The organism is Thalassospira sp. MCCC 1A02898, from assembly GCF_001618185.1.
In the GTDB taxonomy this organism is placed as follows: domain Bacteria; phylum Pseudomonadota; class Alphaproteobacteria; order Rhodospirillales; family Thalassospiraceae; genus Thalassospira; species Thalassospira tepidiphila.
In genome coordinates this window covers 422,385-447,963 of sequence record NZ_LPXK01000012.1, presented here as the reverse complement: position 1 = coordinate 447,963, position 25,579 = coordinate 422,385, and the positions used below count along the sequence as shown (strand labels likewise).

34 protein-coding genes are annotated in these 25,579 nt (G+C 51.7%); 23 read left to right on the top strand and 11 right to left on the bottom strand.

Annotated features, from left to right (window positions below; all coding sequences use genetic code 11):
• Position 1: 1 nt before the first annotated feature.
• Both AUQ41_RS16510 and AUQ41_RS16505 read right to left on the bottom strand, forming a co-directional pair.
• Positions 2-1,684, bottom strand: coding sequence for a copper resistance system multicopper oxidase (locus AUQ41_RS16510; RefSeq protein WP_063089332.1), 1,683 nt, complete (start codon positions 1,682-1,684; stop codon positions 2-4).
• Between the two features lie 78 nt (positions 1,685-1,762).
• Positions 1,763-2,326 (bottom strand): plastocyanin/azurin family copper-binding protein, encoded by a 564-nt coding sequence (locus AUQ41_RS16505; protein ID WP_083952843.1) that lies wholly within the window; start codon positions 2,324-2,326, stop codon positions 1,763-1,765.
• Positions 2,327-2,666: 340 nt separating this feature from the next.
• Here AUQ41_RS16505 and AUQ41_RS20765 point away from each other — a divergent pair, with 340 nt between their 5' ends.
• From AUQ41_RS20765 to AUQ41_RS16440, 15 genes are all read left to right on the top strand, one after another.
• Entirely contained in the window at positions 2,667-2,903 is a 237-nt protein-coding gene (locus AUQ41_RS20765) for a hypothetical protein (RefSeq protein ID WP_143588745.1), read from the top strand.
• A 259-nt stretch (positions 2,904-3,162) separates the two neighbouring features.
• Positions 3,163-3,492, top strand: a complete 330-nt coding sequence (locus tag AUQ41_RS16500) for a hypothetical protein (RefSeq protein ID WP_063089330.1) — start codon at positions 3,163-3,165, stop codon at positions 3,490-3,492.
• A 365-nt stretch (positions 3,493-3,857) separates the two neighbouring features.
• Entirely contained in the window at positions 3,858-4,799 is a 942-nt protein-coding gene (locus AUQ41_RS16495; RefSeq protein WP_196871078.1) for a hypothetical protein, read from the top strand.
• A gap of 14 nt (positions 4,800-4,813) precedes the next feature.
• A complete protein-coding gene (locus AUQ41_RS16490) occupies positions 4,814-5,302 on the top strand; it encodes a DUF411 domain-containing protein (protein WP_196871077.1) in 489 nt (162 codons plus the stop codon).
• Positions 5,303-5,315: 13 nt separating this feature from the next.
• Positions 5,316-5,453, top strand: a complete 138-nt coding sequence (locus tag AUQ41_RS20760) for a hypothetical protein (RefSeq protein ID WP_155988749.1) — start codon at positions 5,316-5,318, stop codon at positions 5,451-5,453.
• Positions 5,450-5,935 carry a cytochrome c gene (locus tag AUQ41_RS16485; RefSeq protein WP_063089329.1) on the top strand — a complete coding sequence of 162 codons (486 nt, stop codon included), beginning with the start codon at positions 5,450-5,452 and terminating at the stop codon, positions 5,933-5,935. The genes AUQ41_RS20760 and AUQ41_RS16485 overlap by 4 nt, the downstream gene beginning before the upstream one ends.
• Positions 5,932-6,537, top strand: a complete 606-nt coding sequence (locus tag AUQ41_RS16480) for a DsbE family thiol:disulfide interchange protein (RefSeq protein ID WP_063089328.1) — start codon at positions 5,932-5,934, stop codon at positions 6,535-6,537. Before AUQ41_RS16485 ends, AUQ41_RS16480 begins: the two co-directional genes overlap by 4 nt.
• Positions 6,534-7,136: a TlpA disulfide reductase family protein gene (locus AUQ41_RS16475; RefSeq protein ID WP_062959164.1), complete on the top strand. Its 603-nt coding sequence runs from the start codon at positions 6,534-6,536 to the stop codon at positions 7,134-7,136. The genes AUQ41_RS16480 and AUQ41_RS16475 overlap by 4 nt, the downstream gene beginning before the upstream one ends.
• 13 nt (positions 7,137-7,149) lie before the next feature.
• Positions 7,150-7,566, top strand: coding sequence for a hypothetical protein (locus AUQ41_RS21070; RefSeq protein ID WP_197467363.1), 417 nt, complete (start codon positions 7,150-7,152; stop codon positions 7,564-7,566).
• Positions 7,559-7,819 carry a hypothetical protein gene (locus tag AUQ41_RS16465; protein WP_062959163.1) on the top strand — a complete coding sequence of 87 codons (261 nt, stop codon included), beginning with the start codon at positions 7,559-7,561 and terminating at the stop codon, positions 7,817-7,819. Before AUQ41_RS21070 ends, AUQ41_RS16465 begins: the two co-directional genes overlap by 8 nt.
• Before the next feature lie 236 nt (positions 7,820-8,055).
• Positions 8,056-8,532, top strand: coding sequence for an SCO family protein (locus AUQ41_RS16460; RefSeq protein WP_232308421.1), 477 nt, complete (start codon positions 8,056-8,058; stop codon positions 8,530-8,532).
• Entirely contained in the window at positions 8,529-8,978 is a 450-nt protein-coding gene (locus AUQ41_RS16455; RefSeq protein WP_063089327.1) for a copper chaperone PCu(A)C, read from the top strand. The genes AUQ41_RS16460 and AUQ41_RS16455 overlap by 4 nt, the downstream gene beginning before the upstream one ends.
• On the top strand, positions 8,975-9,622 hold the full coding sequence (locus AUQ41_RS16450; RefSeq protein ID WP_062956572.1) for a hypothetical protein: 648 nt from the start codon (positions 8,975-8,977) through the stop codon (positions 9,620-9,622). The genes AUQ41_RS16455 and AUQ41_RS16450 overlap by 4 nt, the downstream gene beginning before the upstream one ends.
• 84 nt (positions 9,623-9,706) lie before the next feature.
• Entirely contained in the window at positions 9,707-10,447 is a 741-nt protein-coding gene (locus AUQ41_RS16445) for a cytochrome c biogenesis CcdA family protein (protein ID WP_062959159.1), read from the top strand.
• 85 nt (positions 10,448-10,532) lie between these two features.
• Positions 10,533-10,724, top strand: coding sequence for a hypothetical protein (locus AUQ41_RS16440; RefSeq protein WP_062959158.1), 192 nt, complete (start codon positions 10,533-10,535; stop codon positions 10,722-10,724).
• Between the two features lie 64 nt (positions 10,725-10,788).
• Here the strand turns inward: AUQ41_RS16440 and AUQ41_RS16435 are convergent, their stop codons facing one another.
• Entirely contained in the window at positions 10,789-11,205 is a 417-nt protein-coding gene (locus tag AUQ41_RS16435) for a helix-turn-helix domain-containing protein (RefSeq protein ID WP_062959157.1), read from the bottom strand.
• 75 nt (positions 11,206-11,280) lie between these two features.
• Between AUQ41_RS16435 and AUQ41_RS16430 the strand changes: the two genes are divergently transcribed.
• From AUQ41_RS16430 to AUQ41_RS16410, 5 genes are read left to right on the top strand one after another with little or no spacing between them, the layout of a single operon-like run.
• On the top strand, positions 11,281-11,670 hold the full coding sequence (locus tag AUQ41_RS16430) for a mercuric transporter MerT family protein (RefSeq protein ID WP_062959156.1): 390 nt from the start codon (positions 11,281-11,283) through the stop codon (positions 11,668-11,670).
• An 11-nt stretch (positions 11,671-11,681) separates the two neighbouring features.
• On the top strand, positions 11,682-12,011 hold the full coding sequence (locus AUQ41_RS16425) for a heavy-metal-associated domain-containing protein (protein ID WP_062959155.1): 330 nt from the start codon (positions 11,682-11,684) through the stop codon (positions 12,009-12,011).
• 3 nt (positions 12,012-12,014) lie between these two features.
• Positions 12,015-12,290: a mercury resistance system transport protein MerF gene (merF, locus tag AUQ41_RS16420; protein WP_101270210.1), complete on the top strand. Its 276-nt coding sequence runs from the start codon at positions 12,015-12,017 to the stop codon at positions 12,288-12,290.
• The gene (gene merA / locus AUQ41_RS16415) at positions 12,283-13,710 is read left to right on the top strand and encodes a mercury(II) reductase (RefSeq protein ID WP_062959154.1); all 1,428 of its coding nucleotides are present in this window, start codon (positions 12,283-12,285) and stop codon (positions 13,708-13,710) included. The genes merF and merA overlap by 8 nt, the downstream gene beginning before the upstream one ends.
• Positions 13,711-13,742: 32 nt before the next feature.
• On the top strand, positions 13,743-14,414 hold the full coding sequence (locus tag AUQ41_RS16410; RefSeq protein WP_231886908.1) for a cytochrome c biogenesis protein CcdA: 672 nt from the start codon (positions 13,743-13,745) through the stop codon (positions 14,412-14,414).
• Positions 14,415-14,574: 160 nt separating this feature from the next.
• Here AUQ41_RS16410 and AUQ41_RS16405 read toward each other — a convergent pair whose 3' ends face one another.
• The 7 genes from AUQ41_RS16405 to AUQ41_RS16385 form a co-directional block, all read right to left on the bottom strand.
• Positions 14,575-14,958 (bottom strand): hypothetical protein, encoded by a 384-nt coding sequence (locus tag AUQ41_RS16405; RefSeq protein ID WP_143588746.1) that lies wholly within the window; start codon positions 14,956-14,958, stop codon positions 14,575-14,577.
• 7 nt (positions 14,959-14,965) lie between these two features.
• Positions 14,966-16,222, bottom strand: coding sequence for a site-specific integrase (locus AUQ41_RS16400; protein WP_143588747.1), 1,257 nt, complete (start codon positions 16,220-16,222; stop codon positions 14,966-14,968).
• Positions 16,215-16,832 carry a hypothetical protein gene (locus AUQ41_RS20755; protein ID WP_143588748.1) on the bottom strand — a complete coding sequence of 206 codons (618 nt, stop codon included), beginning with the start codon at positions 16,830-16,832 and terminating at the stop codon, positions 16,215-16,217. Before AUQ41_RS20755 ends, AUQ41_RS16400 begins: the two co-directional genes overlap by 8 nt.
• Before the next feature lie 37 nt (positions 16,833-16,869).
• Positions 16,870-18,726 (bottom strand): phage integrase SAM-like domain-containing protein, encoded by a 1,857-nt coding sequence (locus tag AUQ41_RS16395; protein ID WP_063089324.1) that lies wholly within the window; start codon positions 18,724-18,726, stop codon positions 16,870-16,872.
• Positions 18,719-20,014, bottom strand: coding sequence for a tyrosine-type recombinase/integrase (locus AUQ41_RS16390; protein ID WP_083952846.1), 1,296 nt, complete (start codon positions 20,012-20,014; stop codon positions 18,719-18,721). Before AUQ41_RS16390 ends, AUQ41_RS16395 begins: the two co-directional genes overlap by 8 nt.
• Positions 20,015-20,190: 176 nt before the next feature.
• A complete protein-coding gene (locus tag AUQ41_RS21365) occupies positions 20,191-20,298 on the bottom strand; it encodes a hypothetical protein (protein WP_083952847.1) in 108 nt (35 codons plus the stop codon).
• Entirely contained in the window at positions 20,295-20,714 is a 420-nt protein-coding gene (locus AUQ41_RS16385; protein WP_063089322.1) for a LexA family transcriptional regulator, read from the bottom strand. Before AUQ41_RS16385 ends, AUQ41_RS21365 begins: the two co-directional genes overlap by 4 nt.
• Positions 20,715-21,555: 841 nt before the next feature.
• On the opposite strand from AUQ41_RS16385, the gene AUQ41_RS16380 reads away from it, so the two are divergent.
• On the top strand, positions 21,556-22,149 hold the full coding sequence (locus tag AUQ41_RS16380) for a hypothetical protein (RefSeq protein WP_063089321.1): 594 nt from the start codon (positions 21,556-21,558) through the stop codon (positions 22,147-22,149).
• A gap of 32 nt (positions 22,150-22,181) precedes the next feature.
• Entirely contained in the window at positions 22,182-22,418 is a 237-nt protein-coding gene (locus tag AUQ41_RS16375; RefSeq protein ID WP_063089320.1) for a hypothetical protein, read from the top strand.
• Positions 22,419-22,448: 30 nt separating this feature from the next.
• Here the strand turns inward: AUQ41_RS16375 and AUQ41_RS16370 are convergent, their stop codons facing one another.
• Positions 22,449-24,071 carry a recombinase family protein gene (locus tag AUQ41_RS16370; RefSeq protein ID WP_063089319.1) on the bottom strand — a complete coding sequence of 541 codons (1,623 nt, stop codon included), beginning with the start codon at positions 24,069-24,071 and terminating at the stop codon, positions 22,449-22,451.
• A gap of 350 nt (positions 24,072-24,421) precedes the next feature.
• Between AUQ41_RS16370 and AUQ41_RS16365 the strand changes: the two genes are divergently transcribed.
• Positions 24,422-25,579 (top strand): hypothetical protein, encoded by a 1,158-nt coding sequence (locus AUQ41_RS16365; protein WP_063089318.1) that lies wholly within the window; start codon positions 24,422-24,424, stop codon positions 25,577-25,579.

Below are 25,579 nucleotides of genomic sequence, written 5' to 3'. Positions count from 1 at the left end.
GTTATTGAACTCCATTCTCAAGTGCTGCGACGGCTGGACCGCCCTCAACAATCACTTTGCGGAACATTCCAGAAGCCATGTGATAGCTCAAATGACAATGGAACGCCCATTGCCCTGGTTCATCAACTTCGGTTTCCGAATAAACAGTCATGCCTGGATTGATATTGATGGTGTGCTTTACCGGATCCCATTTACCGTTACCGGTATCGAGGATTGACCACATCCCGTGCAAATGCATCGGGTGTGACATCATGGTCTCATTGACGAACTTGAACCGTACCCGTTCGCCATATTTCAAGCGGATAGGTTCTGCATCTTCGTATTTGACGCCATTGATCGACCAAGTATAGCGCTCCATGTTTCCCGTAAGACGCAGTTCAATTTCACGCGTTGCCGGCCGCTCCGGATACAAGGGCTTCTGTGCTTTCAAGTCGGCATAAGACAAGAACTTGCCGCCATTCGCTGCTTTTGGTGTCAAACCACTGCCAGCGGCATAGAAAGGATCATCTTTGGACATCGCCATCTGAGAGTGATCCATCCCGGCCATATTCGAATGGTCCATTCCAGCCATGCTGTTCTCGTTACCACTGCTCATTGAGGAATGGTCCATCCCGGGCATGTTCCCGTGATCCATCCCCATATCAGCCATTGTCAACAACGGAGCGTCCATGCGTCTGGCTGGCATTTCAGCTTTCAGCCCTTCTTGCGGCGACAACGATCCGAATGCATAACCCGAGCGTCCCATTGATTCGGCCATGATTGCATACGGCTTTTCAGCTGTCGGCTGAACAATCACGTCGTATGTTTCTGCAACCGAAATGCGGAATTCATCAACCTTGACCGGTTGAACATTGTTGCCGTCGGCCTGGACAACAGTCATTTCAAGTCCCGGAATGCGGACGTCGAAGTAAGTCATGGCCGATGCATTGATGAAGCGCAGGCGCACACGTTCGTTTGGCTCAAATAGTCCGGTCCAGTTTTGTTCCGGTGATTTACCATTGATGAGGCCGACGAAGCCCTGAACGTCTTCAATATCTGTTGGCATCATGCGCATGCTGCCCCAGTCTCCACGTTCAGAGAGAGTTTCTCCCAATCCGTTTTCCGAAACGTCGGAGATGAAGTCTCCGAGCGTGCGTTGGTTACGGTTGTAGTAGTCCGGCATCATCTTTAGGTTGCGCAGAATACGCGCCCCGGAATGAGGGTGCTTGTCTTTCAGAACAACGACATATTCACGGTCGAACTTGAATGGCTCGCGTTTCTCGGGTTCGATAACAATTGAGCCGTAAGCGCCATCTGGTTCCTGGAAGCCAGAGTGGCTGTGAAACCAATAGGTCCCGCTCTGTTTGACAGGAAAGCGATAGGTAAAAGTCTCGCCCGGTTCGATCCCGGTGAAGCTGATGCCCGGCACACCGTCCATCTGGTAGGGAAGGATCAACCCATGCCAATGGATAGATGTAGTCTCGTCCAGGTTGTTCGTCACGTTGATGACGGCATCTTCGCCTTCTTTGAGGCGCAAGGTCGGACCGGGCGAGGACCCGTTATAGCCAATTGCTTTGGTTTTCATATCACCTGTGTCGATGGTAACGTAATCGACAGACAGATTATAGGTTGCCGCATACCCTGCTGTTGACACAGCAATAGTGCTTAGCGCCCCCAAAAGGGCACGCCCAAGAAGTTTTCTCATTCTCATGATCTCCGATGGTTGAGGTGCGCCAGAGGCAACAGGGAGGGATTCCCTCTGGCGCGAGACCCTGCGCAGTGGTTACTGCAGGCGAACTTTACCGACCATGCCGCTCTCGTAGTGGCCTGGTACATTACACGCAAATTCTAGTTCTGCGTCTTTCGGGAAGGTCCAGATCACCTCGGCAGAATCACCCGGCTCCAGAAGCACACTGTTCGGATCGTTGTGCTTCATGGTTTTACCGTTCCCCATGTCCATTTCCATCATGTCCATGTTGATTTTATCTACTTCAAGGGCCCCGTGTTCCATCATCATCATCATTTCTTTTTGATGATCCGCGTGCATTGCTGCCGTGCCGATGTTGAATTCGTGAACGAACTCACCCTTATTTTCGATCAGGAAGCGAACGGTTTCGCCGCCACGAACAACGATCTTTTCCTTGTCATAGAAGTTGTCTTCCATCGAAATCTGGATTGTTCGGCGGACATCAGAGATATCGCCAGGCGCACCGATTTCGACGCCATCATTATGACCGCCACTATGACCTGCACCAGCAAATGCAGAAGTTTGGATACCAGCAAGGCTACCCATTGCAAGGGCAGAAACAACAGCTAGGCGAAGTACAGAAGTAGTGTATTTGGGCATGAAAATGCTCCCGAGATAATTCAGTATAAAGGATCTCGTTACGCAAACCTTGCACAGAGTCATAGATCGGACTCATAGTGATAGATTACGTTACGAATGCTGTTTAGATAAGGAACTGAATATCTTAGGCGCGGGGAGGTTTGACGCTGACATCAAGCTCTGCAGGCGAGAGCGTTCTGTCTTTTGCCCAGTACTTTACAGACAACAAAACAGGTGCAGCGTTCCAGTTACCAGACATTTGCTGCACATAGGGACCACAAACAGCCATGCCACAAATATCGTTGTGCGATGGATCCTGTGTGTGAGAACTACTGTCAGCCATGACGGAGACAACACTGTGATGGCCACTGTTAATATCAGCGGCTTTGGCATGCACGGCCTCAGCGCCAGACAGCATTACTGTCAACGCGATAACAACCGAAAGTATGCACGAGATGATCCGCAAAAGGAGAATCCTATCACAATGTTGCAGCGCAATGGTTATCTTGATGTATCAATGCGGTCAAGTGGCAATATTGTGGCAAAGACAGACTATTTCACGAATTTACATCTGCTGCTTGAGCCATCAGCAAGGTGAAAACAATAGATTACTGCATTCGTCGCCATGAAATCACGTTATGCGCTACAGATGAACAACCTGTTGTGCTGAGTTATTCACTAATCTGCGGGTATGACTTGCTAACAATCAATTTATAGATGAAGCACAATCAAATCCTATTAAATGCTGCGTAACCCAACAATTCTCCTAGTCTCTGGATATGGGCACAGAGGTGCAGCAATAGGATTTACTGTAGTTCGATATAGACAGCATCGCATCCTTGGGATAGAAGTAAACCATGCTCAATCGCATCAGGTTTTTGACCATACTTTTGATAGCTGCTTTTGCCGTCGGGACAAGTTTCCAGACGGTCAATGCTGCTGTTATGGAGGTCGGGATGCCGATGGCGGAATTGGCAATGGACAATTGTCAGGATTGTTCTGGCAGCGGCGACATCATGCCGGACTGCGATATTGCGTGCCCTCAGGTATCAACTATCGCAATTTCGCCTGTACAAGTTGCAATACCTGCACTCGCCTCAGTCGAGCATTTCGGGCCGACAGGCAGCCTTACCGGCCGCTCAAACTCTCCCGATCCATTCCCTCCCAGAACCAACACTCTGAACTGATATCTCCTTAATCCGTTTTGGTTTGAGGATATCAGTGTCATGGGGCATCACCGCGATTTCTCATGACATGCTTCGTGCCCGCAATTTTTGTTGTGGGCCTTACAGCTTCTTCAGACAAGGTTGGAAATCATGTTTTCCGATCTACAGGTGCCAAAATGTCGGCTTTGGTCGGTATTTCTTGGCGCAGTCGCGACATGCACCAAAGCATAGCTTCAGCTTCACTCAACGAGCAGGCGGCAATCCGCCCCGGCCTTGAGCGTCCCGCTTTTACTGGTGCCCGGCCTCTGAAGATCAAACCTTATAGGATCATTGTGAGCGGGATTCGGATTACGTTCTGATGCTCCAACTCCTTGAGAAACTTGCATATGAAAAGAAATACCATAGTCGCGGGCTCTGTTTCCAGACGTGCGCTGCTTCGCGGTCTCGTGACATGTGCTGGCCTCTACCTGTTGCCAGCAACAACCCTTGCCGCGGTTAGTGAAAGCTCAAACAGTGCAATTGCTTTTGATAGCAATGCGCTGATTATTGCACGCGGGTCATTGCTTCTGTATCGCGATAGGGATCGAAACTGGATAACATTGCCGGAGATGTCGGCAGGTTCCATTCTCACACTTGCAACACATCCGGAACGGCCGGGCCGAGTTATTGGTGGTCTGGATACCGGCAGGATTGTTCTGTCTGTAGATGGCGGGAAAAGTTGGGACGTACGTGGGCAAGGACTGCCAAAAGCGGCAGTCACTGCCATCACAACTGCGGCGACAAACCCAGATACCATATATGCCGCCATTCGCGGTGACGGCTTATGGCAGAGCGATGATGCTGGTCAGTCATGGGTGTTTGTCATGGACCGGCCATGGTTAGCGAATGCCGAGCGAGATCTGACAGCACTGTCTTCAGTCGATCTGGCAACCGGAATGGGTGGGATCTGGCTATATGCCGGAACCGATACCGGTGTAACGCGTGTGCCGGATTGTTTCTGCCGTTGGCAGGATGTTCAGCCGGGCGATGCCATGGATGCTCTTGCGTCCGGAAAGCAGGCAACTCCCAAAGTACCCTTACCTGAGGGTGAACCTGTGAGTGCGCTGGTCAGTGCGGTATCGCGACCGGCCACACTTTATGCCGGATTGCCATCCGGAATTTGGCAATCGCAGGATGCGGGTGTCACCTGGTTAAAGCGTTCAGAAGTTATCGCAACAGCACTCGCGGTTCATCCGCTACGCGCTGATGATCTCGTAATTGTGAATAACGACGGGGTTTTACAAAGCCCAGACGGTGGCAGGACGTGGACCGCCATTGCGAACATATGATGATGGAGAAACAGATGAGAAAATTAGTGATTGTGACAGGTGTTGCGATTCTGGCTGTTGCCGGAAGTGCTGCATTTACAATGTTTGCTCCGGGAAAAGGAGAGGCGCAAACGAACGTGACAGTAGCTGGTGAGAGAAGCAAATCGATCACAATCTATCGGGACCCGAACTGCGGATGCTGTGATGCCTATGGCGAATATCTTGAGACCAATGGATATCAGGTTACCCGTGTCGATGATCGCGATTTCGACAAGCGATCCGTTGCCGCCGGTGTCCCGGAGCAAGGGCTGGGCTGCCATTTGGCCGAGATTGACGGATATGTCGTAAGCGGGCTGGTTCCCGCCGAGATCATTGAACGGATGCTTGATGAACGCCCGGATATAACGGGTATCACGCTGCCCGGCATGCCACCAAATGCGCCGGGCATGGCACGTGAAAAAACCGGGACGCTGAAAACCTATGCGTTCGGAGAGGACGGCATTGCCGTTTACGCCAATGAATGAGTGTTTTGGACAGATGATGGATGGTTCGATGATGGGTGGCCCGATGATGATGCTGATGATGGCAGGAGGCGGTCTTGTGTTTCTTCTGATCCTTGCGATCCTGATCATGAGCGTTCTCGCGTTGTTTAAATATCTTCGGGGCGGGAAATGAGTGCGGTATCGCCCGGATCAATGGTCACCGGATTAATGGCTGGCGTCGGCATGGCTTTGTTGTTCGGCGTGATGGATGCCAGCGCGAAGCCCGAGAATCTGACTTTTCTCGAAAAGCCGCTCACTCCGGAACAGATAGCACTGGGCAAGGATGACTATGTTGAATTTTGCGCATCGTGTCATGGCTCAAATCTTGAGGGGCAGAAAAACTGGAAGCGCCGCCTTGACACCGGGCGGATGCCCGCGCCGCCACACGATGCCAGTGGCCACACATGGCGCCATAGCGATCAGGAACTGTTTGCGATCACCAAGTTCGGGGTTGGCGCTGTCGTGCCGGGGTATGAGAGCGATATGCCTGCATTTGAGGATGTGCTGAGTGATGAGGAGATCATCGCGGTACTCGGTTATATCAAGAGTGTCTGGTCGGACGAAGAACGCGAATTCCAGCACAATCTCAATCTTAAAGACGGGAGGGCGAGATGATTGCAGTCCCCAAAGAACATCGCCCGCAGAAACGGTTCAACCGGCTGATCTATTTCTTACCGCTTGGCATAGCATTGATATTGGGTGTGGCCCTAGCGAAGGGATTAACTCTTGATCCCAACACACTCCCCTCTGCCCTGTTGGGTAGACAGGTCCCGGAATTTGACCTTCCACCGGTAAAAGGTCGAACACAAGGTTTGTCGAGTACAGATATCAGAGGTGAGGTGTCGCTGGTCAATGTTTTTGCCTCCTGGTGTGTTGCGTGTCGCGAAGAGCATCCCGTGTTTATGAAACTGGCTCGCGACGGCACCGTCCCACTGCATGGCCTGAACTATAAGGATCAACCTGACGACGCTGCAGAATGGCTCGATAGCCTTGGCGATCCCTATACGAGAACCGGCGCGGACATTAACGGGCGTGTGGCAATTGACTGGGGCGTCTATGGCGTCCCTGAGACCTTCGTTGTCGATGCAAAAGGGAACATTGCTTACAAGCATGTCGGGCCGGTAACGGAAAAAGTGTTGGCCGAGACCATTCTGCCAAGGGTCGAAAAATTGCGTAATGAGGCCTCAGGTGCCGGAACTGCGGAGGCACCTCGATGAAGAGCCTCTTGGTGTATATGAACCTGAAAGTGGGGTTTGCCGCTGGCATCATACTGGTGGTTGTTACCACATTGACCATAGTTTCGTTACGCAACGAGAAGAATGCCCCCCATCAGGCGACGGACAATGCAAGGCAGCTTCAACACCGCTCGTTTGTCATGCATGATGTTCCCCGGCCTCTTCCCGGGTTCGGGTTTGAGGATGCCGAAGGTCGGCCTGTGACACTGAGTGATTTTGAGGGAACGGTCGTCTTGCTGAATGTCTGGGCGACCTGGTGTGTTCCTTGCCGCGAGGAAATGCCAACCCTGGATGCCTTGCAGGCCGAACTTGGCAATTCGGTCTTCAAAGTTATCGCTTTGTCAATCGACCGGGCCGGAGCGGATGTCGTGCAGGATTTCTATAGCGAAATCGGCATCCGGAATCTGGACCTCTTCATCGATCCAACCATGAAAACCACGACGGCTCTGGGCATCCCCGGTTTACCGACGACGCTTCTGATTGACAGGAACGGCCGCGAGCTTGGTCGACTTGTCGGACCGACCGAATGGGCGACAGCAGAGATGATAGATTTTCTTAAATCCCACATCTACACCGATTGAGGAAGGAACTCCTATGACCGAGATACAACAAGCCAAATCCGGTAATACCTCGCTTGGGCATGACGTGGTTCATGCCGTTCGATATTACCTGAAGGGACGTCGCGGTGTATTTGTGCTGGCTGGAACTGCCCTTGTCGCTGGGCTTGCATTTAACTGGAGCTGGCTGGTTGCCGCCGGTATCGCGCCATTGCTCGTCTCCGTTCTGCCGTGCGTGGCGATGTGTGCGCTGGGTTTGTGCATGAACAAAAAGGCCTGTTCATCGCAAAAGAGCGCCAGCGATATCGCCCCTTCATCCGATGAAACCCCGAAAAACAGTCTTCCCGGCAACGAGGCCGGAAGGTCCCCGGCTGCATCAGGCGCAAATATAGCGTCTGTAACACCCCAGTCGGGACATGAGTCCACAACCGAAAGGAATGTTAGAGATGCGTAAATCAATCAAACTCACCGCGTTTGCCACAATGATGGTCGCGGGACTGGCGACAACAGCCCTATATGCCCAGGAAGCCCAAACTCCGGACAAGCAATCCCCGATGATGGAGCATGATGGCAATTCAGGCATGGGGGATATGCAGGGCATGATGGGTATGATGAAGATGATGAGCCAGATGGGGCCGATGATGGAGCAGTGTACTGAAATGATGGCTGCTATGACCGATCACATGCCGCAGCCTTCCGACAAATAACATCGTGACATGGCACCCGCCCGGGACAAATACCCGGGCGGGATTTTCCACGGGATCGTTTCATGACATCGCATAATTTCAACCGGTTACGTTTCGTCCGTTCTATATTATGGGGGATGGTTGTTCTTGCTGCCCTACTCTTTGGCGGCGCATATATCTTTCAGGCTTCCGACCACAAGCAGATGTCGTCGGGGGCCGAAGGGACGGGAGAAGCCGCAATTCACTCCGATTTTTCCTTGACCGATCATCAGGGAAACCGTGTAACCGAAGCAAGCTTCCCGGGGCGTTGGCAACTTGTCTTTTTCGGCTTCACACACTGCCCTGATGTTTGTCCGACCACACTGGCCTATATGGCAGATGCGCTTGACCGAATGGGGCCTGAAGCAGACCGCGTGGCACCGTTATTCATTACTATTGATCCGGTACGCGATACGCCTGACGTCATGGCGGAATATGTCGGGGCCTTTCATCCGGCCCTGATCGGGTTGACCGGCAGCGAAAAGGATGTTGCCGCAGCCGCCGAAGCCTTCCGGGTCTATTCCGAAAAGCTGGACGACGATACCGCACCGGACGGCTATTTGATGGCCCATTCCGGGCATATATATCTGATGGCACCGGATGGCCGTTACCAGACTGTCTTTCGGGAAGGAGACCAGTCGGCAGAAGACATGGCAATCCGGGTTCTTGCGATCATGAACGGGAATACAATATGAAAAGAACCGCCATCGCCCTCGTTATGACCTTGCTGACAGCACTACCGGTTTCTGCCGAGAGCCTTGTCGAAATATCTGACGCCTGGGCACGTGCCACGATCCTGACATCCCGTCCGGGGGTGGCATATCTTACGATCACAAGTGCTGCGGCCGACCGCCTTCTGGAAATCACTACACCTGTGGCAGACCATGTGATGATACATGATGTCGTCAAGGTCGATGATGTTCGCCGGATGCGACATGTCATGGCTCTGGATGTTCCGGCCAACCGCCCGGTCACTCTGGCGCCGGGGGCAATGCATCTCATGTTGACGGGATTGCATGAAAAACTCCGTGAAGGTGAGAAGTTTCCCATGACATTGCGCTTTGAAAACGCAGGCGAGATTAGCATTGACGTCGCCATTCTTGGCATAGCTGCCGCCGGGCCGCAGGGGGAAACAGAATGATCCGGTGGTTGTTTTTGATCCTGGCGTTGACGGCCTCACCAGCTTTTGCGAATCATCCCGGTGAACACCTTGACGAGGTGATGGCGGATAAAGAGCCATATTTTGAGGTGACAAACACCGGAAAGGTTCCAGAGATAGAACTTTTTAACCAAAATCAAGGTCGCTTTAATTTGAGCGACCTTGATGATCAGATACTTATTTTAAGTTTTGTGCCAAGGGATTGTGGTGCAGCCTGTGCAGAACAGCAAACCCTACTGGCGTCCTCTCAGGCGAGGCTGAATATTAGCCCGATGCGGGAAATGGTCACGTTCATTACCGTTCATTCCGAAGATTTTTCAGATACTCCTTCTTGGGATCTGGTGAACTGGCGGCCTGTTATGCCGTCTTCGGATATCAGTGCTGTAACTGTTGCCGATAAATTCGCCAAATTGAGCCAGCGTGACGGGTCTGCGCCGATGATTCATATTATCGATCGGAATACCCGCCATGCCGGTATTTTTCACGGCACGAGTTTCAATCAGATGAATCTGATCCTTTACGTGAACGGATTGACAAACGCTGTCCACCCCCCAAAGCCGCCTGTTGAAAAGGGGTGGCTCGATCAGTTAACAGACTGGTTCTCAAAAGTAGGAAAAGAGCCCTGAACAAAGATAGGCTTAGCACTGTTTGGTTAGCTGACCTTCCTGTTCTCTGAATACTTGGTTCCTGATTTTACGGAATACAGATTAATGCCTGAACTTTCCAATATCGGCATAATAAGCGCGTTCGCCGCAGGCCTCATCTCGTTTCTCTCGCCATGCGTGCTGCCTCTGGTTCCCGGATATATCTCCTATATCGCGGGTGGTGCCTCTCTTTCGACCAGAACGGAGGCAATCCGAGTTGGTCGATTGTCATCTCTTGGTTTCAGCCTGTGTTTCGTTTTGGGCTTCACCACGGTTTTCGTCCTTCTGGGGGCCAGTGCAACAGCACTTGGTCAGTTCCTGCTCGGATACCGGTTCGAGATGAATCTGATTGGTGGCGGCATTGTCATTCTGTTCGGGCTGTTCATGCTGGGAACGCTCCGTCCGGCGTGGATGATGCGGGAAGCGCGCTTTCATCTTGATCTGCCTGGTGGGCGTGTGGTTTCGGCATATACTCTTGGACTTGCTTTTGCGTTCGGCTGGACGCCGTGTATCGGTCCTGTTCTCGGCGCCATTCTGACCGTCAGCGCCGCGTCGGCAACGGTCAGCGATGGTATTGCATTGCTGACCATATATTCCGTGGGGCTAGGTGTGCCGTTTCTCCTGGCGGCACTGTTCACCGAGAGCCTGTCTGCCAGATTGAAATCCATAGGGCGTTTCGGGCGGTTCCTTCGTGCCGCGGCGGCCTTGATCATGATTGTCATGGGCGTGGCCATGGTGACCGGTTATATGTCCGCCTTTGCGTTCTGGCTGCTGGAAACATTTCCTGTTCTGTCGTCTATCGGCTGATCCCGCCTGTCCGGAAGAATTCTGTTGACCTTCCTTTTGCTGGATAGCGTAGCCTTTAACCTCGATATGAAGGAGGTGCAGAATAATGTCTTCCGAAACCGACCCATTGGAGCATGTCATTTTACATGCTTTCAGATATGCCTGCTGGCAGGAAAGGCTTGATATTGCCGAATTCATGCTGGCAGCACTTGAAAAACTTGATCAGGAGCATACGGACTATGTCTCCGAGGATCGTCCGTTGATGGATGCGTACCGCGATTTGACGTCTAGCCTGTAACATCGCAAGAATTGATATCTTGCTTCTTTCACTTCCGGCATTGCCGACATCAAATGCTGTTGTCCTAAGTGCATGACAGTGCCTCCAGCACAGGACATTCCGGTACGTCTTCTCCCGAACATCGTGCAGCCGTCTCCGCCAAGAGCTGTTCGATCCGTTTCAGGTCGGCGATTTTTACGCGCACGTCAGCAAGATGGCTTTCCGTACGCTGTTTGACCTCCGAGCAAGTTTGCAGCTCACCATCCATGAGATCAAGCAATCCCCGGATATCTTCAATCGAAAACCCCAGTTCGCGGGCGCGCAGAATGAACCGCAACCGGGAAACATGTGCTTCATCATACAGCCTGTAACCCGCTTTGCTGCGTGGCGGATCGGGCATCATGCCGGTCTTTTCATAATAGCGGATGGTTTCAGGGTGACAGCCCGTCACCTTCGCCAGTTCGGCACGTTTCAATAGCCTCCCGGAATTGTGATCGTCCATAAGGTCAAAACCCTCTTGAGCCTGTAGCAACTACAGACTGTAGCTTGGATCAGGAACGAGCTTGAGGCAAATCACATGAACGATATCAAACCGGACCCTTTATCGCCCGATGACGGGAAACAGGCAAAAAGAGGTCTGCTTGCGGCTGGCGGTGTGACCGGGGCCATTCTTGCATCGGCCTGCTGTGTCGCACCACTCCTGCTTCTGATGCTGGGTGTATCCGGGGCCTGGATCGGCAATCTGACGGCCCTTGAACCTTACAAACCCCTCTTCGCGACGGTGGCACTGATATTCATCGGGCTGGGGTTCTGGCAGGTCTATTTCAAGACAAAACCGGCGTGCGACGAAGGATCTTACTGCGCCCGCCCCGAATCCGCCCTGATCACCAAATCCGTCCTGTGGTTCTCAACCGTGCTGGTGGGGCTGGCCCTGACAATCAACTGGTGGGCATCGCTATTCTATTAGGAGAAATCGACATGAAACGAACAGACATTATCGTGGCTGGGGCATTTGCTCTGGGACTGGCTGCCATGCATCCGGGAGGTCTTCTTCCGACTGCGGCACAAGCAGCCAGTGCCACATCGCAGGCTGAACAAACAACCGTTTTCGACATCGAAAACATGACCTGTGCCCTGTGTCCGGTAACGGTTAAAACCGCAATGGAAGCTGTCACCGGCGTAGCGGCAGTCGAGATCAATTTCGATGCCAAAACCGCAACGGTCATCTTCGATCCATCCGTTGCCAGTGGTGAAACCATTGGGACCGCTTCGACAAATGCCGGTTATCCGGCCAGGGCGCGGGATTAGACATTGCACCACAACACCATTTTCAAAACCGGGGTCACCGGAACAATTGTTACCGCGATCTGCTGTTTTACGCCCATCCTCGTTGTCACGTTCGGGGCCTTCGGCCTCTCGGCATGGCTGGGCTGGATCGACTATGTCCTCATACCCGGATTGATCCTGTTCATCGCCTTGGTGCTTTACGGCTATCGGCAACGCAACCGGGCACGCATCTGCTGCAGCACCGATACGCAACCAGTCCCACACAAACCAGCCTCCCGGAAAGGGGAACGACATGAATGATTGCTGCACGCCCCGCAAACAGGGTCAGGAATATGATCTTGCTGTCATCGGCGCGGGCTCGGCCGGTTTTTCGGCGGCGATTACGGCCGCTGAACAGGGCGCAAGGGTCGCACTTATCGGCAAGGGGATGATTGGCGGCACATGCGTCAATGTCGGGTGCGTGCCCTCTAAAACCATGATCCGGGCCGCAGAGGCCGTGCATGGTGCCGGGGCGGCAGCGCGGTTTCCCGGCCTTGCCGGCAACGCCCATGTTGCCAACTGGCGGTCGCTGATCAAAGCCAAGGATGAACTGGTTTCCGGTTTGCGTCAGAAGAAATATATCGATCTGCTGCCCGAATATGATGGCATCAATTATCTCGAAGGGGATGTTGTATTTAATGACAGCGGTCTTCTGCTTGACGGCAAAAAGCTTGTTGCAAGAAAGACAATCATTGCAACCGGCACATCCCCGTCATTTCCCGATATTCCGGGCATTGAGAATGTCCCTTGTCTGACCAGCACAACGGCACTTGAACTTGATCAGCAGCCACAATCACTTCTCGTGATTGGCGGGGGATATATCGGTTGTGAACTGGCTCAGATGTTTGCACGGCTCGGCAGCTCGGTTACGCTGGTGACACGGTCACGGCTTCTTCCCGAAGCAGAACCGGAAATTACTGCATCGCTCACTCAGGAGTTAAGGAATGAAGGGGTATCCGTTCGCACGGGCCTCACCTATGAGCGGGTTGAACGGAAGAATGATAAAACGGAACTGACCATTAACGTTGATGGCCAGGCTGAGGTTCTTTCTGCTGAACATATCCTGGTAACGACGGGCCGTAAGCCGAATACAAACGGATTAGGACTCGAAACGGCCGGAATTGAAGTAAATTCGAATGGCGGAATTGTTGTGGACGCTTATATGCGGACAACGCGTCCCGATGTATATGCCGCGGGCGATGTGACCGGACGCGACCAGTTCGTTTATATGGCAGCTTACGGAGCCAAACTTGCGGCACTAAATGCCTATAACCATGACGAACGGACATATGACAACACAACGATGCCTTGGATTGTCTTCACCGATCCACAAGTTGCAGGAGTAGGTCTCTCCGAGGTTCAGGCACAGAAACGGGGCTTTGTGGTCAAGACATCTGTCGTACCGCTTGATCAGGTGCCCAGATCACTTGCCGCCCATGATACACGCGGTTTGATAAAACTCATTGCAGATGAAGCAACTGACCGCTTGCTGGGCGCTCAGATACTGGCACCCGAGGGCTGTGACAGCATTCAGACAATGGTCATCGCCTTACGTTTCGGCATGACTGCAAAAGAACTTGGTGACACGATCTTTCCGTATCTGACGACCGTCGAGGGACTGAAACTTGCCGCCCAGGGTTTTGGCAAGGATGTTGCCAAACTGTCTTGCTGTGCCGGGTGATGCCATGTGGCGATAATGAGGAATTTGCAATCGTGACACCGGACCTGTTCAATCTGACCGGTCTTGCTTTTGGGCTGGGTTTGCTGGGGTTTATCGAACCCTGCACGATTGGCGCACACATGCTGTTTCTGAACAGCCAGTGCGACCGTCCAATGCGTAGGCGGATCGGAGCCTTGTCAGCATTCATGCTCGCACGCCTGTTGGTCATGGGCGGTTTCGGTGGTGTGACCGTGATGTTGGGACAACGCATGATCGGAGTTCAGACCAACGTATGGCTGGTGTTCGGGGGGATCTATATGGTCATCGGGATTGTCTTCCTGTCCGGTGCAGGCAGACGGTTGCTTCAGCGTATCCGCATAGCACCGGATGGTTGGCGGGTTACGCGCAACCCGTGGGTTCAGGGCATTGCGTTCGGCCTGAACATTCCAGCCTGTGCCGCACCGATCTTGTTTGGCCTGATGGGAGCGGCAACTGCAACAGGTTCCGCCGCGATGGGGTTCGTCCTGATGACCGTCTTTGCTCTGTCGCTATCACTTCCATTGGTGCCGTTTTCTGTCGTGCCGCGATTTGCCTCGTTTCTGGTCGGGCTTACCGACTGGATGCGCGCGCGCCGCTGGTTGACCGGCTTTGTTTTCATCGCCCTTGGCCTATGGTCAATCTGGTTCGGGCTGTTTGTCAATCTGGCAGACTGGGCAGAGGCATAAATTTGGGGAGGCGTCTCTCTACTGATCTGAGGAAGTGATCTGTCGTACGTGGGGATGATTTATGGAAGATGGGAGACATGTGCCTTAGCAGAGGCTTGGCGTAGCCACCATGATTAATGTAAAAGGCTTGTTAAGGGCCTTCCTGTGTCGTGGAAAGCCATTACTTATCAGAACCTTCTGCTTGTGTCATACGTACTGCCTGACGAATTCCTGAATCTGTTTGTCGTTCCATCTCGCGCATTTGAAGCAGCATTGTTGCCATCAGGTCTCTGGCCATTCTGCTTTCTTGCTCCAGTCGGGCATTTTCCTGGCGCAGCCTCACTATTTTACTCTGCTTTGACGGTTTCGTTGTGGCTTCAAGTGATTTCAATCGTGCAAGCACGTTTGGATATTTGTACAGCGTTGTCCTACTGTGCCCGGCTTCGCGCGCAACCACACTTTTACTGATTTTGGATACATCGCTGGAATTCGCTTTGAGAACATTGCGGGCGAGTAGCCGATCAATCGCCATCATGAATGCTGTTTCAACAGATGTAGAGGACATGGTTCGATTACCCAGGATTGCTGTTTTCTGTAGCTGTCGTTTCAGTATTTTCAAGCTTGTTTAGCACCATAATACATTGTTCGAGGCGTTGTTTGCAGAGTTGCGCGAGAGCAAAGTCATCATTGGTTGTTGCCGTTTTCAGATCATCTTGCAATTTGGCCCGGCGGTCTTTCCAGAAGGGCAAATGAGTCTCGTCAAGGACAAGATTTTGACATTCCCAACATAAATCCGGGCGTGCGGCCGACCATAGAGGGGCACTGATCACCCATCGGGCAGAGCAACCGATGGTACAATTCCCGGTTCCCTGTCGAAACAGGCAGGTTCCGAGGGATGTCTTTCCCCAGCGAATATCATGTGCCCGTATACCCGAGGTACGAACGAGTTCTTCAATATCGCGTGGGCGGTCATTTTCCGGACGGTTGTCCAGAGATTTTCCGAGTTGATTCGCAGTCTCTTTCAGTTTTCCACTGAGGGCCCCCGAGACGGTTTTTCTGCCGGCAATCATTTCGCCAATGAGAGAGACCGTTGACTGAACCGCAGCATCATCAAGGATCTGTTTCAGTTCTGGATCCGCATTTATATATCCCTGTTCCGTCATCGCCATACTGATGTGTTTGAAATGCTCCTGAAGCACCGGGAGCATGCGACTGTCGCTTCGGATGACATATTGGGCGAAGGATTTGCGCCATTGATGAGAGGTCACAGTCCAATCCTTTACACCGCTTCTGACAAAGAACCTTCTCTGGCAGCGATTGACCCAACTTAAAGTATGGGCTTTCACATCTTTGGTCAGGCTTTTTGCTCGGCTAAAACCAATAATCAGTTCGTTGATGTTTCTTCGAGTGCGCCAGGGGGCGTACAACCTTTCGATGACAGATATTGCCTTGACCGGAACTGGAAGGTGGTCACTCCCGACCGGGCGCAGTCCGGTGACCCAGGTAACGGGGCGGGGAGACTTCGTTGCCTTGTAGAGATGACCGGAAAGGTAAAATATCTCATGAAGACCGCTGGCCGACGGTTCAATTTTTATGCAATCGGGCAAGGCATTTTGCGCCAGTGGCGTATCAGAGGCTTGCAGTCCCAGCAATTCACTCACTCTGATACCCGACAATCCCTGGATGAGGATCAGGCACGCGTCAGTCAGAGAGTTCATGCGATCGCGTAAATGCTTCCTGTCTGGTGCATGTTTTTCGGCAACCTGCAGGTCTTTGGTGTCCGCGAAATGCCGAGCCTGTAAAATAATATCCTCTGCCGCGTCAAGCATGCACAAGGCGCTGGTCATTATGTGCAAAAATATGGGGTCGGGGACTGGCGGGACGGATCCCTGTTCCCGGCCTGCCAGCTGTTTCGCGACCTCGAACGCTGTCATGCCATGCCAGGGGGGCGCTGCCCGGTACAGGAATTCCCGCCTTTGCCAGAACAGGGGCCTGATATCCCAGAGAAACAGGCAATGCGAGATGTTCCATAAGATACACGGCGTTGAGATTGGCTTTATTCTGCTTGTCGATGAGCAGGTTGTCGAGATACTGGTCAAAAGCACAGGTATCAAGCGCGCCGAAATGAGCGTAGCCGGATTTGCCCATCCAGCGGGCAAGATAATGAACCCGCCGGGAGAGCTTGCCCATTGAGCCCGGCTTGTATCTATGTCGCTGTCTTGGGTCGACAATCAATGACCAGACCAGTCGACGATGCGCGTCGAGCAATATCGCCCATTTAGGATCAACGAATTTACTGCCGTCCGGCATGATGAAATCCCAGCGTATGGTGCTGGCTGCAGCGTCGTGACCTGGCGTCAGATTGTCGAAGAACCATCTGTCATCAGACCAGCGGGAATGGCGGTTGATCCTCGTTTCCCGCAGATCTTCCGCTGCCATGAGATGATATGCTGTAGCGGTTTGTATAGGGTTCATGTCATTCGATCAGAATGGCGTGGGTTCTTTGAATGTTTTTGGCCCCATGCCAAACACTCTTGGCCGGGAACTTGCTGAGCCAATTGTTCAGGGCCTTTTGTACCGTTGACCAATATAGCCAGCGACCTGGCGGTAAATCGTGACGTGCTTTCTCAATGGCATTGTGGAGATGAAGCAGTTGTGCCAAAGCGTGTGAATTGTCGGGGATCACGGCGGCGCGAGGACATAGCGGACACTCTCCCCAGGCGGTGCAGAGTTGTCCTGTGGACTGGGATGCGAGAGGAGAATCATAGGGGTCGGTGCATTCAAACCCCGGCGTTGCGGCGCGACCTGTATTGTCTGGAATATTGATACGGTCATCGGACTTTCCGGATGTCTGGATATATCGTTCCCGTCGGTTCAAAAGATTGCCCAATGTTTCCCGTCTGCGGTGCCGGGCCGCTTCCGACACATAATGCGTTTCCGTTGTCTCTGTGCGCCAATGATTGAGAATTGCCTGCTGTGCCTTGATATCCCCGTTACTGAGTTGATTGACGATCTCCGAGATGGTGGGGCGAATGTTCGACAAGCTGAAATCAGGGAGTTGATTATCTTTCCTGAAAGCAGAAAGTGCGTTAGGGAAGGTGCAGGTTGCATTGAGATAATGATGAACCCTTCCGTAATTTCTGCCCTGAAATATGAAGAGCATATCATGGTCGGGATCGTGCTCGGCATTTGGTAGTCGTCGGGTCAGCTTTTTGACATTGTTGAAAATGGAAATCGGGCTATCAATCTCTGTGCTGTCTTGAGGATAGGTTCGGACCTGGTCTCCTCTCGCACGTTTCTTCCCGCCGACCACCCGATATCTCGGAGCCAGTTCGGCACTTCCTTTAAGTAAAGAGCTCTCCCGCAGGGCGGATTTTCGTAAAGCCAGTATGGTTTCCGGATTGAAGGCCGTCCTGATTGCCATCATCACGACAAACGGGACCAGAGCGCGCTTCGTTGCATACAGCCACGGGGCAATACCCTTGATTCCTCCGAAAAACTCGATTTGTCGTCTCCGGCCCTCGCAGTCAGCAAAGAATTGTTTGCTGTTCGTGACATAGCCATCATACTGATCTTCAATAGCTGCCAGCAGTGTCTCAAGCTTGTGCTCAGTGGGCGACGCGCCAGCCTGTAATCGTTCCCTGCCAGATTGAATGAGATGGTTTCCTTCTTCCCATTTGATCATCCATGTCTGCATTTCTTTGATGCAGACGCGCTCAATCGTTACAAGATCGGTGATAGCTAAAATTGATCGATGAGAAACCTGCTCGTTTACGCCCGGCCAAGGGTTTGGCTTAATATAAGCATCCCCGGGGACTTTTCTTGTATATTGTGGATTTTGTTTGAGATAGCGCAACACAACACGGAGTGGGGAGATTAGCCCGGCTTTCGTTTTACTTGTAAGCTGTTGGGTGTCGAGCCAGAAAATGTACTCATTAAAAAGAGTTGTGGTCAGATCCGACAGTTCAAAATGTGCTTTTCCCTGTTCGCAAATAAAAGCAAAGAAGCGATTGAGAGCTTGAACCTTGTTGGTTTGGGTAGAGGGACCAAACTTGCGAATGTGAGAAAAAATGGCCGTAGCAAACGGGACAGACAGATATTCGGCTTTGAGCCAATCGTCACTGACCTTGATCTCTGCACTGCCGCGGTTGGATTTTGCAGTACGGGGACAGTTCAGCGTGAGTTGACACAGTTTTCCGTCAGGTGCCAGCTTTTGAATAACCCCGTATTCTCTCTCTTCTTTTTCCGGACTGGCCAGGTTGTTCCTGTCGAAGGCAGGTACCTCACCCGGACGATGCGTGAGAAAATATCTGTCCATGCGCTTTCTAGCCATCGCGTAGGGCCTTGAGATACGTATTCAGGGTATCTGTCATAAGTGCTTCCCGAATTTGTACACTCCGCAAATATGTATTGATTGTTGTCGTTATGTGACTATGCCCAAGCAATGTTCGCAGGCTGAGCCAGGGTTCTGCTTTGCCCGCGCGAACCAGTTCAAAATACATGGTAACCGCAAAGGTATGACGGAGGTGATGAAAGCTGTGCAGGGCTTCAGGTCTGTCTGAGGGGCTGGTGGTGCCGTTTTTATGGGAAGAGCACACAAGACCGGCTTTCAGAACCGCGTGCTGAAAGTGGCGCCAGATGGAATGAGCTGTTATTGCTTCACCCGGATTTCTTTTGGCATGGGCGTGATTGACAAAAAGAGCCTCGACAGATGTTTTCGCGCGTCGAACCGCACGGGCCCGTTCTGTTTTTACGTAATGTCGCAGATCATCATGGATTATGCCCGGTATGACAACTGTGCGCGGCTTCAGGCCTTTGGTTTTATACAGAGGCAATGCGACGTTGCTGTAGCTACCATCTTTCTTGAGATTCTTGTATTGCGACAGAGTGAGGTTGGCACATTCGTCAAGTCGCATTCCTGTGGCGACAGCAAGGCTGGCAATCAGCCGGTCTCTGCATGGACGACGATCAGCTTTGTCTCCGGGGATCGAACCAAGTTCGGCGAGCACTCGTTGAAGAGCTTCGGGAGAAAATGCCTCAGCCGTTTCACTGTTATAGGTTCTCGGAAGCAGTTTACTCGTTTTGACCGTATTGTCGCCGGATTGGACATGGGCCATCCGGGTAATTGCATAATTTCGGGGTTTGATACGTTCTTCGTAAAACTCTTTCGCATCAAATTCAATCAAGCCTTGTCTGGTCGCCCATTCATAGAAGTCAACTATGGTGCCGAGCCTGCGGCGTATTGTTGCAACAGCATATCGTTTACCGGTTTTAGGTGATTTGCTGCATAAAAGCCTGTCGCGATACAGTTCGATGTCATCGAAACAAGCAGCGTCCCAGTCCCTATGAAACAAGCCTAGATATGAGAACCACTCATACAGGTCATAGGTTAAAGCTGTTTGTGTGTTTCCTACCGAGGGAATTCTCGAGGACCGTACGCATTTGTCATGGAGATAGAATAAGACCGGCTCAACAATTCTGCATCCGTCATAGACAAGATAGTGGAAACCGATAGGGAGACTGTGGCTCTTCACTTGATCCCACTCGGTATCGCGGGTGATCGTTGCAGGTCGAACGATATCCGCTGCTTTGGCAACCGTGTAGTAGGGAACTGTCCGCATGCTTCCCTCATTCCAAATGTCGGGCACCGGGTTTTGTTTGTCATCTTGAGGCTGTGATATCAGACCTTACCTGCACCGCCAGCATGCTGGCGGTGCAGGTAAGGTCTGTGGGCACTGTGGCAGCTAAACAGCCATGTTAGCAAGGAAGTTTGTGTATGTGAACAATGTTAGTAATGTCATATAACATTATTCGAAAGGCAAATGACGGGGCGGCTACGCAGACTGGGGTCAAACAGGCGCTCGCAGCTCACATAAAAACAGTCGCAATCGACAAGACCGATCATGATAGAGATGGCCAATGAAGGTTGATCAGGACAACGCCCCATATTTCCGTGTCATCGGCGCAGGGCAGGCGGGGATAGTTCGGATTGTCAGGTTCAAGCCAGGCGTTGTTGCCTGATCGACGCAGACGTTTCACTGTCAGGTCGCCATTATGTACAGCGACAACAACATGGCCGTTCCGGGCCGTCTTTGCGCGATCAACAACCAGAAGATCGCCTTCGCGCATGACGGGCTCCATGCTGTCACCTTCGAGCCTGAAAAAGAAGGTTGCAGCCGGGTGCTCGATGAACTCGTTCAGATCCAGTTGCCGGTCAATATAATCTTCGGCCGGAGACGGGAAGCCTGCCGGCACGCGGGCGAGGGCAAGCGGCCGGGGCAAGAATCTGAGCGGTGTATATCTGGCGATGAATGAGAACATAACAGGAACATTGTCCTAAGTGTTCTCATTGTCAATATGGAGCATGATGAGACGAAGGCGGCAATGAACAACATAGCGTGCAAGTCATTCAGCTTACATGCGAATTTTCTTGGTGAGATCCTATGCCGACTTCGGCAAACGTCAGTTCCAGGGGCATAAAGCTTTGTTCTGTGATCATGAACAAGGACGAATCACACACCGTCCGCAAGATCTGCCTGCATGATTTGTGGATTGTGCATTCCACAAATCAGAACTAGCAATATATCAATATAATACTTTTTTGATACTTATTTAGTTGATTGCCGGTATCTGTGGTGTGCAGGTTAGCCACTTTTGCCAGAGGCAAATATCGTGAACTGTTCTGGCGAATGTTTGCGCAATCAACATTCGCAACAATTTCAATGGCTTATTTTCTTCTGGATTGTGCAATCCAGTCAGGGCAGGTCAGTGCGGCGGGTAACGGGTACGGGTTGAGGTTCACTCTATTCCGGTAGGTCGCCGCCCGCTCTTGGGCTATCGCCCAGGAGCAGACCCCGGCCAACCTCCACGGAACCCGCAAGCGGTTTCCGCCCTTTCGGGTAACGGTTCACGCAATGCCGGCATAGAGCGATGCCCACCAGATCACAGATCCACACAGCTCAATAATAGAAACACCGTAAATGTGGCGCTGCTGCATCAGGGCTTTGCCCTCTGCCGTCAAGCAGAATCAGGGTCCCTGTTCGCCCCTGGAAGGGCGCGAACATCCCATATTCAGCTTGACGGCATTCACCCTTTTTAGACGACGGGAAGAAGTTGAACTGGCCAGATCGGTCAGTCAGTTGTCACCGGGAAAGGTAGAATAATGCACCACGTAACAGACAGAGATATCAAGGAAGCCAAGCGCATTGCTCTTGAATTTGATAATGCAGTTCGGACAAATGATGGGGATGCCGCAAGTACGGCGGCACGGTCTTTCCGCTCTCTCATTGCGGCGACCAATGGGGAAAATGGCAGCTTTGGCAGTTTTGCCGAGGATGGGGCTGGAACTGCCATCACAGCTGCACTTATGGCAGAAGCAGGACTAGTTCCGCATTGGGGGCAGAACGGGTTGTTTGTTCTGGAAACCAGACATGGCCGGGCATTGGTTGATTTTACTTGCCCACTGGATGTCTGCAGCAGCTTTGGATTTACCGCTATCGATCTCGGTCTGCCCTTTATTTCCGAGACAGGATATCGCTCGCATTTCTACACGGAATGGCCACCACTCAGCGTCAAAGAAGCAGCTGCCGCAATCTTCTGTCAATATGCCGAAGCCGAAAAAATGACAAATATAGAGATCGAATATCGGCAACGCAGGAGCAACTCTATGCCTGATTTTGCAAGGTCTTCCTGTACGTCATTTCAAGGCGTTCCAACGCAGACCGACAACAAAGGCCAAATCGGCTTTCAGTTTTGATCGACCGGTTAAAGACGACAGGAGAAAAAGACATGACCATTCTGAAGGATTGCAATCTGCGTGAGCTTATTATCGGGGGAATGCTGGAAGCTCGCGAGAAGGTAAGTGAAGACTTTGAACGGGCTTCCAAGATCGAGCGGCATTTTTATTCCGATGACGACCGCAGCACCATGCGAGAACAGCTTGCGGAATATGACGCATTTCTTCATGAACCAGATCGCTGGTTTCATTCGCTTGCGAGTACATTTCCACACGGTCAGTCAGAGTGAAGAAATAGAACCGGCAAAATCTTGCCGGTTCTATTTCTTTTTACCAAGCACACGGGCCATGGCCTCAAAGTCATATTCAATTTCGCAGGTACGATGCCAGCGCAGGTCTGAATCATCCCACTTCGCGGTGATGGTGTATTTCTTCATCACGTGCCGGAGCTGTGAAACAGTTTCAGGCTCACGCGACCAGACCTGTAATCTGGAAATCAGGGCGAGAAATCGTTTATGTATGTCGGCGATATTTGCGGGGGCCTTTATCTCTTCAAGTGACCTCTTAAGCCGCGCGATCTCCAGCTTTACAAGGCGCATTTGTTCAGTGTTGTCCTCAAACCACGTCTTTAACTCGGCACTGTCGCTGTTCACCTTGAAGGTGTTCAGGGCATGGGCTGCTCGATCACGCTTTCCCTGCAGTCTTTGTTCCGCATTGCGGATCTGCTTATCCAGGTCGTTCCGTCTTTTCGTGATGGCTTCATGGCCATAATGTGCTTCGATGTCCGCACAAGTCAGGCGCATGGCCTCACGAATGATGATATCGCATAGCTCTTCATAGCGGATCGCCCGGTTCGGGCATCCCTTTTGCTTACAGGAATATCGATCCGCCCAAGATGCTGTGATCGTGGTTGTATGTTCGGCACATCGAAGACGGCCAGCGAACACAGCAACAACTTTTCCACTCGATTTGATTTGTCTCTGTCGCCAGTGCTTGATCCGTGTTTTCGAAATCTGGTTAGTTTCTTCAGCTGATCGCAGGTTGGCGGTTTTCCGATATTCCGCCACCTTGGATGATCTTTCATCCAGTTGCGCCTGAATTGCGTCAAATTCCTTTTCATCGATTATTTGCAGTTCGGGAACAGGGACCTGTATCCATTCGCTTTCCGGACGAAGCACTGCGAGCTTCTTGCCCGTGTCTGGGTGCTTGCGATATTGCATCCTGTTGAACGTCACTACGCCCTTGTAAAGCGTGTTACGGAGCAGGCCGGTTTTGCGAATGCGCGAGCCTACCAATGTCGTTGGTGCCCACTTGCCGCCCGAAGGAGCCGCGATCCCCTTTCGGTCAAGAATAGTGCAAATATGCTGAAGCTTACTGCCAGTCGAATACAGTCCGAAAATCTCCCGGATAACTTGGGCTTCCTCCTCGACAATGCGACGCTTACCCCGGATCAATTCACCATTCCCGTCAAACGCCCGAACGATCTCGTATCCGAAAGTCCGGCCACCGGGAACGCCGCCGCGTAACACTGAAGCAATCATGCCGCGATGCGTCTTATCTGACAGATCCTTCAGATAAAGAGCATTCATCGTGCTTTTCAGGCCGATATGCAGCTCCCCGATCACACCCTCGGTAATGGTCTCGACATCGATGCCAAGGAAGGCCATTTTTTTAAAGAAGTTCGCCGTATCTGCTTGGTCGCGGCTGATGCGTGACAGGTCTTCTGCAATGATCCTGTCAAAGCGACCATCAAAGGCACCCATGAGAAGATTGCTTATGCCAGGACGATTTTCCATCTGGGCACCAGAGAACGCTTCATCGAAATACACATCTTCGATTGTATATTGTTTGGCTTCGCAATAGCCCTCGCACCTGAGTATCTGATCCTGGCTGCTGGTGGTCTGGCGGTCTGTCGAATGACGTGCGTAGATCGCTACTCTCACGTGAGGTCCCCTGCTTTTCTCTTTTTTGATTACACGGCGCAGAAACAGGTGTGCAAGCAATATATAAGCGGAGGTTTTTCGCCTAAAAAATGATGGACTGCAACAGTTTGAAGGATTTCTGTCTCTTTACAGGAGTTTGTCCGAGATTGACATGAGTTGCCAATCTGTATCCAACTTTGACACAACTTTACCTTGTCGTTTCTTGGGCAGGATAGGTTTGGTGATATCACCAAACGATCACTTCGCGATCATCCTGCCTTATTCGCACGACAAGTCGTACTCAACGGTTAAAAGGGTTGACATTTATATGCACCTCTATTCTGATCATACTCTCATAATGGAGGTGGATTATGTCTGACGGTCACGGGCCAACGAACACAAACAGGATACCGCTGCAACTGGATGACGACGATGTGGCGAAGCTTGATGAATTGAGTTCGCGGCTATTTGCGACGCGAAACCAAACAATCCGAATGCTGATACAGCGAGAGGTCGCCGAGCCACGCATGGCATCACATGAACCACGCTCAAGCACTGTTTTCAGGGTTGCCCAGGGCAAATATGGACCAACGACTGAAATCCGAATGAAGAACGGGCGGGTGCTTCATTTCTACGTCGCTCCATTCCGGAACAGATGCTGTATATTGCTGCTTGATCCGGAATTGACTGAAACAGTCGGCTATCCAAGGTATGAGGATCTTTATGGTGATTCTGATTTGTTGGACGCCATACTCGACCTTAGAGAAACCCGATATGATTGGGATGATCCGCGTTATCGACGGATCTGCACGCTGCTGGATATAGATCCGGACGAGAAGAGACCTCAGTTCGTTGAGGAATTCCAGTGGATAGCGAGAGGTTTGATGAACCGTCAGGCTCGCTTCAGTTATAATTCACCACATTGGGAGCTCATGCTCGATCTGGTAGATTTACTTCGAACCGATATCAGCGATAACAGTGAGGACAGGCCCAGTCTTCAAATGCTTAATCGCGCAAAAGAAAGATTTGAAACTCTGTCATCGAAAGAACAGGCAGATATATACAAGAAAGCTATTGAAGCAGCCGAAAGAAGAAAGCTCCCATCAAACTGTCGTTTGAGTACGGATATAATTTTCTTACCAAGCTGGACGGATTGTTATTGGAACAAGCGCGTAAATATCTGGGACAGCAGCTATTGCGATGAAGAGGGTTGGACGCCGGGGAACAATACCGACCTGCAAGGGGTAGCTGCATTACCTGCAGGCACTCTTAGCGATGTCCAGGAGGTGATCGTCCGCAAGCTGAAAAAGCAGGGAGTGATTTTCCTGAATAAAGACGAGACCAAAGAATATCTCAACAATGAGGGTGCATATTGGGCGTGGAAGAACTTGACCATCAGGAGTCTTTACGGCGGGCATCACGGGGCTCGAAAGGTAAAAACTTCCGAAAAAATGAAATGGCAACTTCGCAAGCCTGAAACACCAATTTATGATCGATGGCAAAGTAGACAAGTCTTGGTTGGTAGATGA